The following is a 16172-nucleotide window of genomic DNA, read 5'->3' as shown; positions in this document are numbered from 1 at the left end:
TATGTGTGGCATCGTAGGAGTTCTGGGCAACCACGAGGCTGCCCCTCTGCTGGTCGAAGCCCTCAAGCGGCTCGAATATCGCGGCTATGACAGCGCGGGCATCGCGACTGTTTGCGAAGGTCATCTGGATCGCCGCCGCGCCGTCGGCAAGCTGGCGAACCTGTCGGACCTTCTGGTGCACGAACCGCTCGCGGGCAAATCGGGCATCGGTCACACCCGCTGGGCAACCCACGGCGCTGCGACCATCGAAAACGCGCACCCGCACCGTTCGGGCCCTGTGGCTGTCGTCCACAACGGCATCATCGAGAACTTCCGCGAACTGCGTGAGTTCCTCGCCAAGGCCGGAATGGGCCACGCGACCGACACGGATACAGAAACCGTGGCGATGCTGGCGCAGTATTACCTCGATCAGGGGCTTGCCCCGCGTGAAGCCGCGAAGGAAACCATCGGCCGCCTCGAAGGCGCCTATGCGATCTGTCTGCTGTTTGAGGGCGAAAACGATCTGATGATTGCCGCCCGTCAGGGCTCTCCGCTAGCCATCGGTCACGGCGACGGCGAGATGTTCGTCGGCTCGGACGCGATTGCGCTGTCCCCGCTCACCGACCGCATCACCTACCTCGAAGAAGGTGACTGGGCGATCCTGACCCGCGAGACGCTGGAAATCCGTGATCTGAACGGCGAGCAGGTCTCCCGCGCCGTCAAGAAGGTCAGCATCGCGAACACCAACATCGACAAAGGTGGCTACAAGCACTTCATGGCGAAGGAAATCGCCGAGCAGCCGACCGTTTCGACCGAGGTTCTGAACCACTACATCCGCCGCAATGAAATCGTCCTGCCTGACGCGGGCCTCGACTTCACCGCGATCAACCGCCTGACCATGGTCGCTTGCGGCACGGCGTTCTATGCCTGCTACGTCGCCAAATACTGGTTCGAGCAGGTCGCCGGCATTCCGGTCGAAATCGACGTGGCCTCCGAATTCCGCTACCGCGAGCCCCCGATCACCGACGGCACCGTAGCGCTGTTCGTCAGCCAGTCGGGCGAGACCGCCGATACCCTCGCCGCGCTGCGCTACTGCGCGGGCAAAGCGGACAAGATCGTTGCAGCCGTGAACTCGACCGAAAGCTCCATCGCGCGTGAAAGCGATCTGGTGCTGCCGATCCTCGCTGGCGTCGAGGTCGGCGTGGCCTCGACCAAAGCGTTCACCAACCAGCTGATGACGCTTGCGGTTCTGGCGCTCGAAGCGGCCCGCCAGCGTGGCCGTCTGAATGACGAACAACTGGCCGAGCGCATCGCCGCGCTCCGTTCGCTGCCGGGTCTGATGAACTCCGCCCTGACCATCGAAAGCCGCTGCGAGGCGCTGGCGCTGAAGCTGGCGGAGGCGAAGGACATCCTTTTCCTCGGTCGCGGCATCATGTATCCGCTGGCCCTTGAAGGCGCGCTGAAACTCAAGGAAATCAGCTACATCCACGCCGAAGCCTATGCGTCGGGCGAACTGAAGCACGGCCCTATCGCGCTGGTGGACAAGCACGTTCCGGTTATCGTGATGGCGCCGCGTGACGGTCTGTTCGACAAGACGATTTCCAACATGCAGGAGGTCATGGCGCGCGGCGGACGTGTGCTGCTGATTTCGGACGCGAAGGGCATCGAAGAAGCCGGTGACGGCGTGTGGGAAAGCCTCGTCATGCCCGAGGTCGACCCGTTCCTGTCGCCCGTCCTCTATGCGCTGCCCGCGCAGATGCTCGCCTACTATACGGCTGTCGCCAAAGGCACCGATGTGGACCAGCCGCGTAACCTCGCAAAGTCGGTCACGGTGGAGTAAATGGCAAAACAGTTCGCAGGTTTCGAAGATCACACCCGCAAGTTCGTTGAAAAGCAGCACATGTTCTTTGTCGGCAGCGCCGATGTAGATGGACGCGTCAACGTCTCGCCCAAGGGCAGCGACGCGCTTCGCATCCTCGGTCCGAACCGCCTGATCTGGCGGAACCTGACCGGTTCGGGCAACGAAACCGCGGCGCACCTGCGGGGCGTCAACCGCATGACCGTGATGTGGTGCGGCTTTGAAAGCCAGCCGCTGATCCTGCGCGCCTACGGCTCGGCCAAGACCATCCACCGCGACGATGCGGAATGGGCAGAGCTTGACGCGCACTTCACGCCGCACATCGGCGCGCGCCAGATCTACGACATGACCGTGGAGATGGTGCAGACCTCCTGTGGCTACGCCGTCCCCTACTTCGACTTCAAAGGTCAGCGCGACACGCTCGACAAATGGAGCGAGACCAAGGGCGCCGAAGGCATCCACGATTACTGGGAGGAGAAGAACCTCCTGACGATCGACAACAAAGACACCGGAATGAAAGAACACCTCTGATGTGGCCACAACCTGTCACGCTTCGCGGCACGCACGTCGTGCTCGAACCCCTTTCGCGCGACCACGCTGACGATATCCGTGAGGCCGTTGCCGACGGCGAGCTGTGGAACCTCTGGTACACCGCCATTCCGGCCGTCGCAGGTGTCGACGCCGAAATCGAGCGCCGTCTGGGTCTGCAAGAGGCCGGCGCGATGCTGCCTTTCGTCATCTGCACCCCCGATGGCAAAGCGGTCGGCATGACGACATACGTGAACATCGACGCCACCAACCGCCGCTTGGAAATTGGTCACACATTCTATCGCAAGGCCGTCCAGCGCGGCCCAATGAACACCGAGGCCAAGCGCCTGCTGCTCGGTCACGCGTTCGAGGAACTGGACTGCATCGCGGTCGAATTCCGCACACACTTCATGAACCACCAGAGCCGTGCGGCGATCGAACGCCTCGGCGCAAAGCTCGACGGCATCCTGCGCTCGCACAAGATCGGCAAGGACGGCATGATCCGCGACACGGCGGTCTATTCGATCCTGAACCACGAATGGCCGACCATCCGCCAGCACCTCACCTACAAACTGGAAAAGCCGCGTGATGCATAAAACCCTGATCATCCGCCTGCGCGCCCTTGGCGAACCTGCCGATGTGCCCGAGCTGAAAGCCTACCACAAAACGAACCGCGATGTTCTGGCTGTGAAGGTGCCGTTGCTGACGGACATCGCCAAGGAAATCCGCGAACAGGTCACGCTCGAGGAGCGTCTGGAGATCTGTCAGGGCCTTTGGGAGTCAAACATCCACGAAGCCCGCATTCTGGCGGCCAAGATGCTGGAACAGGCGCGCATCCGTCCAGAGGATGAAGGCGCGTGGGACCTGATCAAATCGTGGGTGCCCGATTTCGACGGCTGGGCGATTGCCGATCACGTTAGCAAGGCGGGCGAAAAGCGCCTCGTCGCCGATCCGTCACGCATCGACGATCTGGAGGCATGGACGACCTCGGAGCATATGTGGACCAAACGTGCAGCGCTCGTAATGACGCTGCCGTGGACCAAGATCAAGTTTCCGAAGGAAGAAGACATCGCCATCCGCGAGCGCGTTCTGGGCTGGGCGGCTGGCTATGTCGAGGATCGCGACTGGTTCATCCAGAAGGCCATCGGCTGGTGGCTTCGCGATCTGTCGAAGCGCGACCCTGAGCGGGTCCGCGCATTTATCGACGAGCACGGGCAGGACATGAAAGCCTTTGCCCGCAAGGAGGCGCTGCGCCTGATCAAGAAAGATCAGCCCGCGTAAACCTGAACTTCCACGATATCGGTGAGCGGTGCGCCCAACTCGCGCATCGCCGACAGGCTGAGCTGGCTGCCGCCGCTACCGGTGAGCGGACGCAGTTCGACGTTCACGGTCTTGCCGTTGTAGGCCACGCTGCCCGATTGGGCGGAGGCCACGAGGTCCGTTTTGACCCAGTAGCCCGTTTCGGTCGGCGAGCCGAGCGTTGCGAGCGTGGTGCCCAGAGCGGCATTGCCGGTCGGTTCGGAGGTCGCAGCTGCGCGCTCTTCGTTCGATGCGGTGTCGTAGCTGCCGATCGGTGTTGCGCTGGTGCCCGGCAGTGCGGACGGCGCGCGGGACGGGAAGCCGCTTTCGGTCATGACGGGCGGCTCGGGCATCGGCTCCAGAACGGGTGCCGGTTCTGGGGCGGGAGCGGGCTCTTCGACCGCCATATTGGTACAGCCGGCAACGGTGAGTGCAAATGCAGTTGCGGCAAAAACAGGTTTGAAATTCATTATATGTAACCTCCGGTAGCCAAGATGTGAGGCGCGCCCGACCTAAGTCCAGCCCATCGTGCAATCTTCTTCCTTGCACCCCACATAGGGCGGCCCTACCTTCGTTCCATGACGCAGCCACTCCTTGATCCCTTCGACCGTGCCATCCGCTACCTCCGTGTTTCCGTCACGGACCGGTGCGACTTTCGCTGCGTGTATTGCATGTCCGAAAACATGCAGTTTCTGCCCAAGAAAGACCTGCTGACGCTCGAAGAACTCGACCGTTTGTGCAGCACCTTCATCGGCCTCGGAGTCGAGAAGCTGCGCATCACTGGCGGCGAGCCTCTGGTGCGCCGCGATATCATGACGTTCTTCCGCTCGATGACCCGCCATCTGGACTCGGGCGCGCTGAAGGAACTGACCGTCACGACCAACGGCAGCCAGCTTGCGAAATACGCGCAGGATCTGGCGGATGCGGGGGTCAAACGGATCAACGTGTCGCTCGATACGCTGGACGAAAAGAAATTCGCCGACATCACCCGCTGGGGCCGCCTGCCCCAAGTGCTGAAGGGCATCGACGCGGCGCAGGCTGCGGGTCTGCGTGTCAAACTGAACTGCGTGGCGCTCAAGGGCTTCAACGAAGACGAGCTGTTCGACATCCAGTCGTGGTGCGCCGAGCGTGACATTGACCTGACCTTTATCGAGGTCATGCCGATGGGCGATATCGGGAACGAGGACCGTCTTGGCCAGTACTGGTCCCTGCGCGATCTGCGCGGCGAGCTGGAGAAGAACTTCACCGTCACAGATCTGGCCGAACGGTCGGGCGGCCCTGCCCGCTATGTCCGTCTTGAGGAGACCGGCCAGAAGATCGGTTTCATCACGCCGCTGTCCCATAATTTCTGCGAAAGCTGCAACCGCGTGCGGATCACCTGTACCGGAGAGATCTACACCTGCCTTGGTCAGGAAGGCCATTCGGACCTGCGCGCTCCGCTCCGTGCATCGGACGATGATGCGCACCTCGAAGCCGCGATCCGCCGCGCCATCGGGCTGAAGCCCAAAGGCCACGATTTCGACTACTCACGTCAGAGCGTCGATGGCCGCGTGTCCCGCCACATGAGCCACACGGGCGGTTAACCTTTCCGGAACGCCCTGTCGGTCGCTTCGCGGTCGTACTCCGCCTGGAGCCAGTCCCGCATGGAGATGCCCGTTTCCTCGTGCCGTTTGAAGTAGCTTTCGAGGAACAGGTCCAGCACGCCCGTTTTCGACCATTTGAAGTGCCAGTAGCGCGCGCTGAGCTGCTTCATCGCGACTTCTTTCGGCAGCTTCTCGAATTCGTAGAGGTAGATGACAGACGCCAGCCCCGTGCGGTCCGCGCCCGATTTGCAGTGCATCACGAACGGCTTTTCGATGGTCTCGAACACGTCGAGCAATTGAAGAACCGTCTCGGCCCGCGGCGCGGCGCGCGCGGACATGCCGACGGTGATCGGGGTGATGCCGTGCTTGGTCGCGGCCTCTGCCGACAGCAGCGATGTCGGGATCAATTTACCGCCGCGCAGGTTCAGCAGCGTCTTGATGCCGATCGCCTTGAACCCCTCGACCCTTTCGGGATGCGGGTGGTTGGAGCGGTAAACACCGGGGGCAATCTGCACAAAGTTGGTCCAGCGCGTGCGCAGGAAACCGTGGTCGATCCACTTGGCGAAAAACTGCGCGCGGGCGCGGTCCTCGTCGGTTTCGATGGGCCGTTCGTAGGATTTATGCTTGGCTTTCTCCCAAGCCTTGATCCTCTGGACGAGCTTTTTGACCATTGCGGCCCCTCTTTGCAGTTGCGGGTGTCACATGAGGTACATGGCTTTGAATTGCAACCGCTGCGCAACGAAAACGCAATTGAAGAGCGCAGCGTTAGCACATACTCCTGAACGCAACATTGAATGGAGGCATTTCATGGAAATCGCAGGCCGCAAGATCGGACCCGATCATCCCCCGCTCGTTATAGCCGAAATCGGCATCAACCACGGCGGCGACCTGTCCGTGGCCAAGGAAATGGTGCGCCTCGCTGCCGGAGCCGGTTGCGAGATGATCAAGCACCAGACCCACATAATCGAAGACGAAATGACCGAAGAGGCCAAGTCGATCTTTCCGCCGAACGCCGATGTGTCGATCTGGCACGTCATGGAAGCCTGCGCCCTGTCGCAGGAGGACGAAGCGGAGCTTAAGCGCTACACCGAAGAGCTCGGCATGATCTGGATTTCGACCCCGTTCAGCCGCGCGGCATGTGATTTCCTCGAAACGCTGGACGTGCCTGCCTACAAGATCGGTTCGGGCGAAGCGGACAACCTGCCGCTCATCCGTCACATCGCCCGCAAGGGAAAGCCGGTCATCATGTCGACCGGTATGCAGACGATCGAAACCATCCGTGCGTCGGTCCAGATCCTCGAGGACGAAGGCGTCGAGTACGCGCTGCTCGAATGCACCAACCTCTACCCCTCGCCTGCAGAGATCGTGTCACTGCGCGGTGTCACCGACCTCAAAAACGCATTCCCGAATGCTGTCGTCGGCTTCTCCGACCACTCGATCGGGCCGGAAATGGCGCTGGCTTCCGTCGCGCTGGGTGCCTGCATCCTCGAACGTCACTACACCGATACGCGCTACCGCAAGGGCCCCGACATCATCAATTCGATGGACCCGTCGGAACTGCGCCACATCGTTGACCGCTCCAAGGAAATCTGGGTCGCAGCCAACAATCCCAAGCAGCGCACCGAGGCTGAAGAGCCCGTCTACGCCTTTGCCCGCGCATCGGTCGTCGCCGATAAGGACCTTCCCGAAGGGCACGTTATCGGCGAAGAGGACATCTGGGCCCGCCGTCCGGGTTCGGGCGAAATCCCCGGTTACAAGTTCGACGAAGTCGTCGGTAAAAAGCTGAACCGCGCCGTGACGCGCAACCAGCAACTTCGTTGGGAATTTCTGGATTAATCAGTTTAATCCGCAATGAGCTATGCTATCCACACTGCCGAGACCAATCGGCAGTGTGACATATGACCATCCGACTTCTTTGCGACGCGCGCGGCAAACACCGTAAAGCCTTCATGGACCGGCTGGTCGAAATGTCGAACGGAGAGGTGGAAATCGCCCTCCACTTCGGCGACCGCGATGCCGATTTCCACGCGCCCTGCCTGCAACGGATGGAAGTCCGCGACGGAAAGATGGGCCATCTGATGAAGGATCACGTCGTCAAAGGCGCGAATTTCGAACTTCTCGGCTCCGACGAATTCCGCCGCATGATGGAAACCGCCGTGGACCAGTTCCACCGCACCGGTCCCGCCTACCAGTACCGCTCGCATGACCTGAACAACCTTCAGGATTATCTGGATTACTATCACATCCTGACCGACGCCGTGGCCCAGCAGATCGCGGACAGCGGCGCGACGCACGCGCTGTTCTACAACGTCCCGCACCTCGGCTATGACACGGTGCTCTATCAGGTCGCGAAGGCGATGGGGCTGAAGACCATCGTGCTGTGCCAGACGATTTTCCCCTCGCTCTATTTCTCGGTCGAAAAGATCGAAGACCTCGGTGATTTCGAGGCTGCGGGCTCGGACGCGCCCCCGATGGAGATCGAGAAAGGCTCCAAGCCGCATCTGTTCTACATGGACGACCGCTGGCAGAAAGAATCCACGCGCGGCAAACTGAACCGCAAGGCTGTCGGCAACTTCATAACCTACATGCTGCGCAAAGACCCCGCGAAACTGCTGAACCCCGCTTACATCGTGCGGACACTCAAGCGGATGAAGGCGATCTACGGCGCCCTACCCGACTGGCGCGATCCTTTCGCGAAGTTCTTCCACGAGAGCGAACTGGCCTATTTCGAGCACCTCGCGCAGTATGAAAATCAGGACATCGACCTGTCGGGCAAGTTCATCTACGTCCCGCTCCATAACCAGCCGGAGATGTCGACCTCGGCGCTCGGCGGGCCGTGGCGCGATCAGGTCTTGATGATCGAAGCGCTCGCCCGCCATCTGCCCGATGGCTGGGAAATCCTCGTCAAAGAGAACCCGCGTCAGGGCGCATATGCCCGCGGACCGCTGTTCTGGCACCGCCTGAACCGGATAAAGGGCGTGAAGTTTGTGCCGTCCGACCTGTCGACGCATGAACTCTCCGACCGCGCGCAGTTCGTCGCGACCGTCACCGGCACCGCCGCGTGGGAAGCCGTCCGCAAGGGGCGCCCTGCGGTGATCTTCGGCAACGCGTGGTACAAGCGCCTGCCTGGTATTCACCGTTTCGAGGAAGGCATGGATTTCGAGGCCGTCGCCGCGTCGACCTTCGACCACGACCAGCTGTGCAAGGAAGCGGGCGCGCTACTCGCCCGCTGCCACCACGGCGTGATCGAACAGGTGTATCTGGAGAATACCGAAAGCTATGACGCCGAGGAGAACCTCGAAGAAGTCGCTCGCACCACGCTCGGCCTGCTCAAGGGCGACGTGCCGCTGACGTTCCACAAATGATCAGGCGGGGCGGACGATCCTGATCCGCCCTTCCTTTTCCCAGCCCAGCACGATCTCGCGTTCGCGGTCGTAGTTGTGCGGCGTCTTGTAGCCGTCGGGATTGTAGTAGGTCGGCGTCGCGCCGAAGTCGAAACCGTAGAGCGTGATCGACTTCGCAGCGCCCAGACGGACCATCCAGCTGATCGCCATAAAGCCCGAAGACGGACGGCGACCGATCAGGTTACGGTCGTCCAGCCAGTCGCGGAAGCGGTAGAACAGCGTGTTCCGCACGTTTTGCCGCCCGTAAAAACGGTAATGCCGCATCTTGGGGATCAGCATCAGGAAATAGCGCGGCTGGAATTTCTCGGCCGTTTCGGCCTCGGTCAATTCGGGCGTCAGGCCGACCATATCGGTGCGGGTGCCTTGGGCGGCAGGCGTGGTGACAAAGCCTTTGTTCAGGCGGATGATCACGTCATGCGCGTCGATCTCCGCGCCGAAGTCGGTCGCCAGAAGAGATTTCGCGTTCCCCACGATGCACACCGATTTACCTGCGATGGCATCGCGCATCCGCGCGTCCGAATTGCCGGTCAGTTTCAGAACCCAGCCGCGCGGCGCTTGCCAAAGATAGCGGCGAGGCCATGCGCTCAGCTTGCTCATTGAGGCTTTCCGCCGTTGCCGGTCCAGTAGTCGTAGGCCCACTTCACGCGGCCATAGCCGAGGTGCGGCGCAATCCCCCACAGACCGCCATTGACCAACTCGATCGGGCGAGGATCGCCGTGGAACGCGATGATCTTGTTCTTGGCGGTCGGCGCTTTGGGCGGCACGACGAGGCCGACCAGCGCGGGCTGGCGCTGGTGGTATTTGAAGCTGCGCACCCAGTCGGCAGGCCAATATTCAATGCCCTCGATACGGTCCTGCACGTAGATCTGTTCGATCCGGTATTTGGTCACAACCGCCTGCGGATCGGCCACGAATTCGTCCACGATCTCGGGGTACTGGCCGAGGTTGAACACGAAGATACCGGTGCCAAGCAGAGGCTTTCCGTCCGACGTCGGCTTGCCCCACGTCGGGCCGGTGTCGATGCCCACGAAATCGGCGGGGTAGTCGAACATCTCGTCGAGCGATCCGCAAATCACCGTGTCGAGGTCAACGAACAGGCAGCGTCCCGTCAGACCGTAGAGGTCACGCTGGAACACCGAAATTTTCGGCCAGCCACCTTTTTTCCAGTCGAAATCGGTAAGGCCCAGATCGGGGATCGGAAAGGCTTCGATCTCGGGCAGGAAGCCGTCGGTGTCGTCGGTCAGACAGACAAAGCGGAACGGGCCGGTGATATTGGCCTTTGCCGCGCGGTACAGCACGTTCACGTAGTCGGGGCCGTAAAGCGTACCCCATTTCATGCACATCACTACGCGTTCCATAACGCCTCCGTCCGGTTTGCGGCGAACTTAGGCACGAGGGGGCGGATTGTCTACCGCAAGTGATTGCCGTTGCTGCCCGATTTTCCTATGTTCCAAGCAACTGATGACCGAGGCGCCATGACCCGTAAGATCCTGTTTGTAACCGGCACCCGCGCCGATTTCGGCAAACTCGAACCCCTTGCCATCGCGGCCCGCGATGCGGGTTTCGACGTGTCGTTCTTTGTCACTGGTATGCACATGCTGCGCCAGTACGGTCTGACCAAAATCGAGGTTCACCGCGTGCCGGGCGTCGCTGTCCACGAATTCCTGAACCAGCGCGAAGGCGATCCGCAGGACATGATCCTTGCCAAGACGGTCATCGGGTTTTCGGACTACTGCCTCGAATTCCAGCCCGATCTGGTGGTCCTTCACGGCGACCGCGTGGAGGCGTTGGCCTGCGCTCTTGTCTGCGCGACGAACTACTACCGCTCCGCCCATATCGAAGGCGGCGAGGTGTCGGGCACCATCGACGAGATTTTCCGCCACTGTAATTCGAAGCTTTCGACCTACCACTTCGTGTCCTCGGCCGATGCTGGCCGCCGCGTGATGGCACTGGGCGAGCCGGAACAGGCGATCCACGTCATCGGCTCTCCGGAGCTGGATTTCCATTCGAAGCCCTCGGGCGTGTCGATGGAAGACGTGAAGGCGCGCTACGGCATTCCGTTCGACGACTTCGGCATCGTGGTTTTCCACCCCGTCACGTCCGAAGCGGACACGATGGGCGCGCAGGCCAAGTCGCTTTACGAGGCGCTGACCGCTTCGGGCCGGAACTTCGTTTTGATCGCGCCGAACAACGACCCCGGTTCGGACGACATCCGCGCGGTGATCGACACCCTGCCCCGAGACCGTTTCCACGTCCTGCCGTCGATGCGTTTCGCGCATTTCTCGGAGCTGATGAAGAACGCATCCGCGATGATCGGCAACTCCAGCGCGGGCGTCCGCGAGGCCCCGTTCCTCGGCACGCCGTCGCTCGATGTCGGCACGCGCCAGACCAACCGCTCGGTCGCGGACAGCATCACGCATGTGTCGGCCTACGATACCGAGACGATCAGCGGCTTCCTGTCGGACATCTGGGGCAAGCGTTTCCCGCGTCACGATGCGTTTGGCGAAGGCCGCGCCGCCGACCGCTTTGTCGAGATCCTGAACGACCCCGACTTCTGGGCGCTCGACATGCAAAAGGCATTTGCGGACCGTGGCTGACCCCCACCGCACCATGCCGCGTGCGATGCGGTTTTACCGCACCTCCACGCGCCTGATCGAACCCTTCGCGCCGCGCATTCTGCGGTCGCGGCTCGCGAAGGGCAAAGAGGACCCCGACCGCTGGCACGAAAAGCTCGGCCAGCCGTCGACGGGCCGCCCCAACGGGCCGCTGGTCTGGATGCACGGCGTCGGCGTGGGCGAGGTGCTGGCCCTGCGCGGTCTGGTTTCACTCATGCGCTCGGCGCGGCCGGATTTGAACGTGCTCATCACGTCCTCGGCGGCGTCCTCCGCTACGGCCTTCGCGAACAACCCGATCGAGGGCACGATCCACCAGTTCCTGCCGCTGGACACGCCCAAAGCCTCTGGCGCGTTTCTGGACTACTGGCAGCCGAACTTGGGCATCTGGGCCGAGCAGGACCTCTGGCCGGGTATCGTCTGGGACGCTGCCGCGCGCGGCATTCCGCAAGCGATGGTCAACGCCCGCCTGAACGGCGCAGCGCTGGCAAAGCGGCAGCGGGCGCACAAGCTCTACAAAGCCGCGCTGGACTGCATGTCGCTGATCGACGCGCAGGAGGACGACACAGCGCAGAACCTGAAGGCGCTCGGTGCGGCTGAGGTTTCCGTTTCCGGCTCGCTTAAACCCGTGGCCCCGCCCCTCGCCGATTGGCCGGAGGCGCGCGCGCAGCTTGCCCCGCGCGGCCCGTTCTGGGTCAACGCGCCGTCCCATCCGGCAGACGAGGCGCTGGCGATTGCCGCGCAAAAGCAGCTTAAAGGCCAACGCACTCTGGTCATCGCGCCGCGCCTTCTTGGCCGCGTTGATGACATCCTGACGACCTGCCGCGCCGAGGGTCTGACCGCCGCGCGTTGGTCGGATGGCCTGCCCGACACCGCCGTCGACGTGATCGTTGCCGATACCTTTGGGCAGCTTGGCCTGTGGTATCGCCTCGCCGACGCCGCGCTGATCGGCGGCACGTTTTCGGACATCGAAGGCCATAACCCGTGGGAGGCCATCGCACTCGGCTGCGCGGTCATCCACGGCCCGCGCACGGCGAACTTTGCCAACGACTACGCCGCGCTGTCGGACGGCGGCGCAACGCTGGCCACCAGCGCGCAGGAGATCATCGCGGCCCTCGCCGACACTACCCGCACCCGCGCCAAGGCCGAAGCCACCCGCAGTGCCGAATTCGACCGAAAGGCCGCGCTCGCCGCTCGCCTGCTGGAACTGATCGATGGCTGATTTTCCGACCTTCCGTTTGCGCCGCTGGATGCTGCTCTATCGTCTGATCTGGATCGTCGGCTTCCCGCTGATCATGGTCTACCTCTGGCGGCGTGCGCGCAAGGATGCCCTCTACGGCCAGCACCTCGGCGAACGTTTCGGCAGCTACGCCCCGATGCCGAATGCCGTCTGGGTCCATGCCGTATCGCTGGGCGAGCTGCGATCCGCCGTGCCGCTGATCCGCGAGCTTCTGGATCGCGGCGAAAAGGTCGTCACCACCCATTTCACCCCCGCCGGTCGCCGCGAGGCGGAGCGTGTGTTTGCCGCCGACATTGCGTCAGGCAACCTCCGCCCCGTCTGGGTACCGTTCGAATATCGCTGGACGTTCCGCCGTTTTTTCAACGCCTTCGCCCCCAAATACGGGCTGGTGATGGAGATCGAAATCTGGCCCGTCATGATTATGGAGTGCCGCCGCAAGGGCGTGCCGCTCTTCATGTGCAACGCCCAGTACCCATCGAAAAGCTACCTGCGCGACACCACCAAAACCAAAGCCCGCGCGGATCTGATGCGCGGCTTTGCGGGCGCGCTGGTCAAATCCGATCTGCAACGCGACCGCTTCGCCTCTATCGGCGTCGAGCATATCGCGGTGACGGGCGAGACACGGTTCGAACAACCCATCCCGCCGCATCTGGTGGAGCGCGGCGAAACCGCCCGCCAATGGCTCGCGCCGCACCGCCGCGTGATCACCATCACCTCAGCCGTCGAGGGCGAAGACGACACCTACGTCGCCGCGATCAAAGCCACGCGCGGCCCCGACGCGCCGCTCTTTGTCTATGTCCCGCGCAAGCCCGAACGGTTCGCCGAGGTGGGCGAGATGCTCCGCGCGGCGGGCCTAAAAGTGGCTGAGAGATCAACGACTTTCGATGCGGATTTGATGTATTCCGGCCAAGCGCCCGAGATTGATGTGCTGCTTGGTGACAGCCTCGGCGAGATGTACTTCTACCTTGCCATGTCGGACGAAGCGATTGTCGGCGGCGGCTTCACGCCCCACGGCGCGCATAACGTGATCGAGCCGCTCGCGCTCAAGAAACCTGTCATCGTCGGCCCTGAGATCTGGACCATCGAGTATCCCGCCGTCGAAGCCATCGCGGCGGGCGTCTGCACGCACGTCCAGACCGAAGCCGAGCTTATCAAAGCAATCGAGGCCGGCCCGAAAGCCAGCGCCGATACTATCAACGCATTTTTCGCGGCCCATACGGGCGCTGTGAAGAAAACGCTTCAAGCGGTGAAACAGTTCACCACGCGCTGAAGCCGCCGTCCACATTCACGAGCTGGCCCGTCATGTAGCCCGACTGCGGGCTGGCGAGGAACAGCATTACGTCCGCGATTTCGTCCGGTTCGCACATGCGGCCAGCCATGATCAGCTCGCCCACGCGCTTCTGGAATTCTTCGGAGTGGTTGTTGAACACCGCACCCGGCGCGATGGTGTTCACGGTCGCCTTGCGCGGCGCCCAGTAGCCCGCGAGCCAGACGGTCAGGCCGTGGATACCCGCTTTGGTCACGCCGTAGGCCGAGAAGTTCTTGAATGGCATCCCGTCATAGATCGGGTGGTGCGCACCGTTCAGCGCGTACATCGACGCGACGTTGACCAGCGTGCACGGCCATTTGCCGACGATATCGCGGTCCATCTGGCGGGCGATCATGAACGCGCCGGTGAGGTTGGTGCGCAGAGTGCGCTCGAAATCCTCGACACTGGTGTCGGCGAAATCGGGGAACGGCTTGCCCGCGCCCATCAACAGCTCGCCTGTAATCGCAGCGTTGTTGAGGACCACGTTCGGCTCCCAACCGTCCTTGAGGATGCGCTGGAAAATCTCGGTGCAGCCGTCTTCGTCGCCCACATCGAGGTCATAGAAACGGAAGTTCTCGTTCGCGCCGTGCTTTTCGATCAGCGCGTCGGCGCGGTGGCCCTTGAGGTCGGAGGCGATGACGCGCGCGCCCTCGTCCAGCATGCGGCGCACATAGGTCGAGCCGAGCACGCCGCCCGAGCCGGTGATGAATACGGTGCGGCCTTTGAGTTGATCAGCCATTCGCGGCCTCTTTCAGTTGTTCAGTCAGCAGGAATTCGACGAGCTTGAAATCGAACGGGCTGTCGATGTCGACACAGCGCTCGGTCGGCATGATGTAGGGGATCACGCGGCCCTCGTAGAGCGACTTCTCGGTCTTCAGATAGTCGGGTTTGACGACATAGGTGCTCGCCGCATGCTCAAAGACGGTCGGCGCCGCCTGACGCGCCACCACACCGCCGGGGAGCGGTTTGGACACATGTAGCGCCCCTGTCTCGTCAGGTTCGACGAGGTTGAAATACGGGTTCTTGCGCGCCTCGCAGCAGGACATCACCATGTCGGGCTTTTCCGCCTCATAGAGCGCCAGCGCGTCCGTGATGTCCGACGGCAACCGCAGCGGCGATGTGGCATCAAGGTCGAGGAACGCGTCGACCTTGCCGATCAGCGCCTCGGACGCTTCCAGCGCGTGCTGCCAGACGCCCCATTTGCCCGCGCCATCCGTGGCGAGGTGGTCGGGGCGCAGACCGATGGCGAGCGTGCCCTTGGCAACCGCGTGTTCGTAGATCTCTTCGTCGTCGGTCGAAACGACAACGGCGTCCACCTGCGCGTGCTCCAGCAGTTGCTCCAGCGACCAGTCGATCAGGGGCTTGCCGCAAATCGGTTTGAAATTCTTGCGCGGCACGCCCTTGGAGCCTGCCCGCACGCCGATATGACCGAGGATCATGGAATTTCCTTTTCAATCGTCCCGTAGAACTGCCGCGCAGCCCATGCTGTTGCCGTCAGTGCCGTGCTTTCACTCACACGGTCAAGACGGGGAACGAGCCTGTTTTCGGGTTCTTCACCGCGCAGGATACGCAGCCAGTCGCCGGTGATGCCGACGAACATCTCGTTGCGCTCCATCTCGCGGCCAACCGTGCGCGGGCCGTTTTCGTCAGTGATGACATAGTGTTGCGCTGCAAAGTCGAAGTCGTACATCCGCTCATAACCATAAACGACCGCACGGCGGTGCAGCTTCGGCGTCAGATAATCCATCCCCACACTGCCCGCCGCTCCCTTGGGCGACACGAGCGTCAGACGAGAGGACATATCGACCTCGGGATAGCTGTCGTGGCCGAGGCAATAGACGCCCTCCAGCATCAGTCCCGGAAACAGGACGGAGGCCATGTCGATCTCGTGGCAGAGGTCGAGCAGCACGCCGCCGCCGTTGGGCTTTGCCGCGTAGCTTTCGGAAAACAGCCAGTTCTGCCGCCACTGCGTCACGTCATGCCCGATATCGAGCGAGAACCGCACTGCGTCGCTGACATCCTGATCGGCGAGGAGGCGGAACGCGGGGTGATAGCGCATCATCAGGCCCACAACCGACTTTTCAGCGACCTCGCGGCTCATATGCTCGATCCGCACGAGGTCTTCGGGGCGGAAGGCGACGGGCTTTTCGATGTACATCGGCAGATTGCGCTCTGCTGCGTCACCGATCGGGCCGACACGTACGTCGGTCGCGGTGGCGATCACCACCGCGTCCGCATCGTCCATCACCGCAGGGCTGTACTCGCGCCACGGCACCAGCGTGCTGTCGATGCCCAGCGACAAAAGGTTGTCGTGATGGCGGCGCCCGATGGAGCCCGCACCGATGACCTTGATCCGCATG

17 protein-coding genes are annotated in these 16172 nt (G+C 62.3%); 10 read left to right on the top strand and 7 right to left on the bottom strand.

Features of this window, described 5'->3' with window-relative positions; translation table 11 throughout:
• Position 1: 1 nt before the first annotated feature.
• From glmS to HCZ30_RS08755, 4 genes are read left to right on the top strand one after another with little or no spacing between them, the layout of a single operon-like run.
• A complete protein-coding gene (gene glmS / locus HCZ30_RS08770; protein ID WP_167637915.1) occupies positions 2 to 1819 on the top strand; it encodes a glutamine--fructose-6-phosphate transaminase (isomerizing) in 1818 nt (605 codons plus the stop codon).
• Positions 1820 to 2368, top strand: a complete 549-nt coding sequence (locus HCZ30_RS08765) for a pyridoxamine 5'-phosphate oxidase family protein (protein ID WP_167637914.1) — start codon at positions 1820 to 1822, stop codon at positions 2366 to 2368.
• Positions 2368 to 2961: a GNAT family N-acetyltransferase gene (locus HCZ30_RS08760; protein WP_217703042.1), complete on the top strand. Its 594-nt coding sequence runs from the start codon at positions 2368 to 2370 to the stop codon at positions 2959 to 2961. The genes HCZ30_RS08765 and HCZ30_RS08760 overlap by 1 nt, the downstream gene beginning before the upstream one ends.
• Positions 2954 to 3646: a DNA alkylation repair protein gene (locus tag HCZ30_RS08755; protein WP_167638124.1), complete on the top strand. Its 693-nt coding sequence runs from the start codon at positions 2954 to 2956 to the stop codon at positions 3644 to 3646. The genes HCZ30_RS08760 and HCZ30_RS08755 overlap by 8 nt, the downstream gene beginning before the upstream one ends.
• Here the strand turns inward: HCZ30_RS08755 and HCZ30_RS08750 are convergent.
• Positions 3634 to 4134, bottom strand: coding sequence for a D-galactarate dehydratase (locus HCZ30_RS08750; protein ID WP_167637913.1), 501 nt, complete (start codon positions 4132 to 4134; stop codon positions 3634 to 3636). The two genes, HCZ30_RS08755 and HCZ30_RS08750, sit on opposite strands and share 13 nt — an antisense overlap.
• 108 nt (positions 4135 to 4242) lie before the next feature.
• Between HCZ30_RS08750 and moaA the strand changes: the two genes are divergently transcribed.
• Positions 4243 to 5247: a GTP 3',8-cyclase MoaA gene (moaA, locus tag HCZ30_RS08745; RefSeq protein ID WP_167637912.1), complete on the top strand. Its 1005-nt coding sequence runs from the start codon at positions 4243 to 4245 to the stop codon at positions 5245 to 5247.
• On the opposite strand, the gene HCZ30_RS08740 is transcribed toward moaA, so the two are convergent.
• Complete coding sequence (locus HCZ30_RS08740; protein WP_167637911.1) at positions 5244 to 5918, bottom strand: tyrosine-protein phosphatase; 675 nt, start codon at positions 5916 to 5918, stop codon at positions 5244 to 5246. The two genes, moaA and HCZ30_RS08740, sit on opposite strands and share 4 nt — an antisense overlap.
• 136 nt (positions 5919 to 6054) lie before the next feature.
• Here HCZ30_RS08740 and HCZ30_RS08735 point away from each other — a divergent pair, with 136 nt between their 5' ends.
• Positions 6055 to 7083, top strand: coding sequence for an N-acetylneuraminate synthase family protein (locus tag HCZ30_RS08735; RefSeq protein WP_167637910.1), 1029 nt, complete (start codon positions 6055 to 6057; stop codon positions 7081 to 7083).
• A 62-nt stretch (positions 7084 to 7145) separates the two neighbouring features.
• Positions 7146 to 8612, top strand: coding sequence for a hypothetical protein (locus HCZ30_RS08730; protein ID WP_167637909.1), 1467 nt, complete (start codon positions 7146 to 7148; stop codon positions 8610 to 8612).
• Here the strand turns inward: HCZ30_RS08730 and HCZ30_RS08725 are convergent, their stop codons facing one another.
• Both HCZ30_RS08725 and HCZ30_RS08720 read right to left on the bottom strand, forming a co-directional pair.
• Complete coding sequence (locus tag HCZ30_RS08725) at positions 8613 to 9248, bottom strand: glycosyltransferase family 29 protein (RefSeq protein WP_167637908.1); 636 nt, start codon at positions 9246 to 9248, stop codon at positions 8613 to 8615.
• The gene (locus tag HCZ30_RS08720) at positions 9245 to 10009 is read right to left on the bottom strand and encodes a glycosyltransferase (protein WP_167637907.1); all 765 of its coding nucleotides are present in this window, start codon (positions 10007 to 10009) and stop codon (positions 9245 to 9247) included. Before HCZ30_RS08720 ends, HCZ30_RS08725 begins: the two co-directional genes overlap by 4 nt.
• Positions 10010 to 10126: 117 nt before the next feature.
• Between HCZ30_RS08720 and neuC the strand changes: the two genes are divergently transcribed.
• The 3 genes from neuC to HCZ30_RS08705 are packed head-to-tail and all read left to right on the top strand — an operon-like array spanning position 10127 to position 13773.
• Positions 10127 to 11248: a UDP-N-acetylglucosamine 2-epimerase gene (neuC, locus tag HCZ30_RS08715; RefSeq protein WP_167637906.1), complete on the top strand. Its 1122-nt coding sequence runs from the start codon at positions 10127 to 10129 to the stop codon at positions 11246 to 11248.
• Entirely contained in the window at positions 11241 to 12485 is a 1245-nt protein-coding gene (locus HCZ30_RS08710; RefSeq protein ID WP_348640363.1) for a 3-deoxy-D-manno-octulosonic acid transferase, read from the top strand. Before neuC ends, HCZ30_RS08710 begins: the two co-directional genes overlap by 8 nt.
• Positions 12478 to 13773, top strand: a complete 1296-nt coding sequence (locus tag HCZ30_RS08705) for a 3-deoxy-D-manno-octulosonic acid transferase (protein WP_167637904.1) — start codon at positions 12478 to 12480, stop codon at positions 13771 to 13773. Before HCZ30_RS08710 ends, HCZ30_RS08705 begins: the two co-directional genes overlap by 8 nt.
• On the opposite strand, the gene HCZ30_RS08700 is transcribed toward HCZ30_RS08705, so the two are convergent.
• The 3 genes from HCZ30_RS08700 to HCZ30_RS08690 are packed head-to-tail and all read right to left on the bottom strand — an operon-like array spanning position 13760 to position 16171.
• Entirely contained in the window at positions 13760 to 14551 is a 792-nt protein-coding gene (locus HCZ30_RS08700) for an SDR family NAD(P)-dependent oxidoreductase (protein WP_167637903.1), read from the bottom strand. The two genes, HCZ30_RS08705 and HCZ30_RS08700, sit on opposite strands and share 14 nt — an antisense overlap.
• The gene (locus HCZ30_RS08695) at positions 14544 to 15251 is read right to left on the bottom strand and encodes a cytidylyltransferase domain-containing protein (RefSeq protein ID WP_167637902.1); all 708 of its coding nucleotides are present in this window, start codon (positions 15249 to 15251) and stop codon (positions 14544 to 14546) included. Before HCZ30_RS08695 ends, HCZ30_RS08700 begins: the two co-directional genes overlap by 8 nt.
• Complete coding sequence (locus tag HCZ30_RS08690; protein WP_167637901.1) at positions 15248 to 16171, bottom strand: Gfo/Idh/MocA family protein; 924 nt, start codon at positions 16169 to 16171, stop codon at positions 15248 to 15250. Before HCZ30_RS08690 ends, HCZ30_RS08695 begins: the two co-directional genes overlap by 4 nt.
• Position 16172 lies beyond the last annotated feature (1 nt).

The organism is Marivivens donghaensis (genome assembly GCF_011806565.1).
GTDB classification, from domain to species: domain Bacteria; phylum Pseudomonadota; class Alphaproteobacteria; order Rhodobacterales; family Rhodobacteraceae; genus Marivivens; species Marivivens donghaensis_A.
This window is presented reverse-complemented; position numbering and strand designations above follow the sequence as displayed.

Excerpts from the sequence above, each read along its gene's own strand:
- neuC (WP_167637906.1), top strand. The coding sequence starts at position 10,127 with ATGACCCGTAAGATCCTGTTTGTAACCGGCACCCGCGCCGATTTCGGC.
- glmS (WP_167637915.1), top strand. The coding sequence starts at position 2 with ATGTGTGGCATCGTAGGAGTTCTGGGCAACCACGAGGCTGCCCCTCTG.
- HCZ30_RS08735 (WP_167637910.1), top strand. The coding sequence starts at position 6,055 with ATGGAAATCGCAGGCCGCAAGATCGGACCCGATCATCCCCCGCTCGTT.
- HCZ30_RS08700 (WP_167637903.1), bottom strand. The coding sequence starts at position 14,551 with ATGGCTGATCAACTCAAAGGCCGCACCGTATTCATCACCGGCTCGGGC.
- HCZ30_RS08720 (WP_167637907.1), bottom strand. The coding sequence starts at position 10,009 with ATGGAACGCGTAGTGATGTGCATGAAATGGGGTACGCTTTACGGCCCC.
- HCZ30_RS08755 (WP_167638124.1), top strand. The coding sequence starts at position 2,954 with ATGCATAAAACCCTGATCATCCGCCTGCGCGCCCTTGGCGAACCTGCC.
- HCZ30_RS08730 (WP_167637909.1), top strand. The coding sequence starts at position 7,146 with ATGACCATCCGACTTCTTTGCGACGCGCGCGGCAAACACCGTAAAGCC.
- HCZ30_RS08750 (WP_167637913.1), bottom strand. The coding sequence starts at position 4,134 with ATGAATTTCAAACCTGTTTTTGCCGCAACTGCATTTGCACTCACCGTT.
- HCZ30_RS08725 (WP_167637908.1), bottom strand. The coding sequence starts at position 9,248 with ATGAGCAAGCTGAGCGCATGGCCTCGCCGCTATCTTTGGCAAGCGCCG.
- HCZ30_RS08765 (WP_167637914.1), top strand. The coding sequence starts at position 1,820 with ATGGCAAAACAGTTCGCAGGTTTCGAAGATCACACCCGCAAGTTCGTT.
- HCZ30_RS08695 (WP_167637902.1), bottom strand. The coding sequence starts at position 15,251 with ATGATCCTCGGTCATATCGGCGTGCGGGCAGGCTCCAAGGGCGTGCCG.
- HCZ30_RS08760 (WP_217703042.1), top strand. The coding sequence starts at position 2,368 with ATGTGGCCACAACCTGTCACGCTTCGCGGCACGCACGTCGTGCTCGAA.
- HCZ30_RS08705 (WP_167637904.1), top strand. The coding sequence starts at position 12,478 with ATGGCTGATTTTCCGACCTTCCGTTTGCGCCGCTGGATGCTGCTCTAT.
- HCZ30_RS08690 (WP_167637901.1), bottom strand. The coding sequence starts at position 16,171 with ATGCGGATCAAGGTCATCGGTGCGGGCTCCATCGGGCGCCGCCATCAC.
- HCZ30_RS08740 (WP_167637911.1), bottom strand. The coding sequence starts at position 5,918 with ATGGTCAAAAAGCTCGTCCAGAGGATCAAGGCTTGGGAGAAAGCCAAG.
- moaA (WP_167637912.1), top strand. The coding sequence starts at position 4,243 with ATGACGCAGCCACTCCTTGATCCCTTCGACCGTGCCATCCGCTACCTC.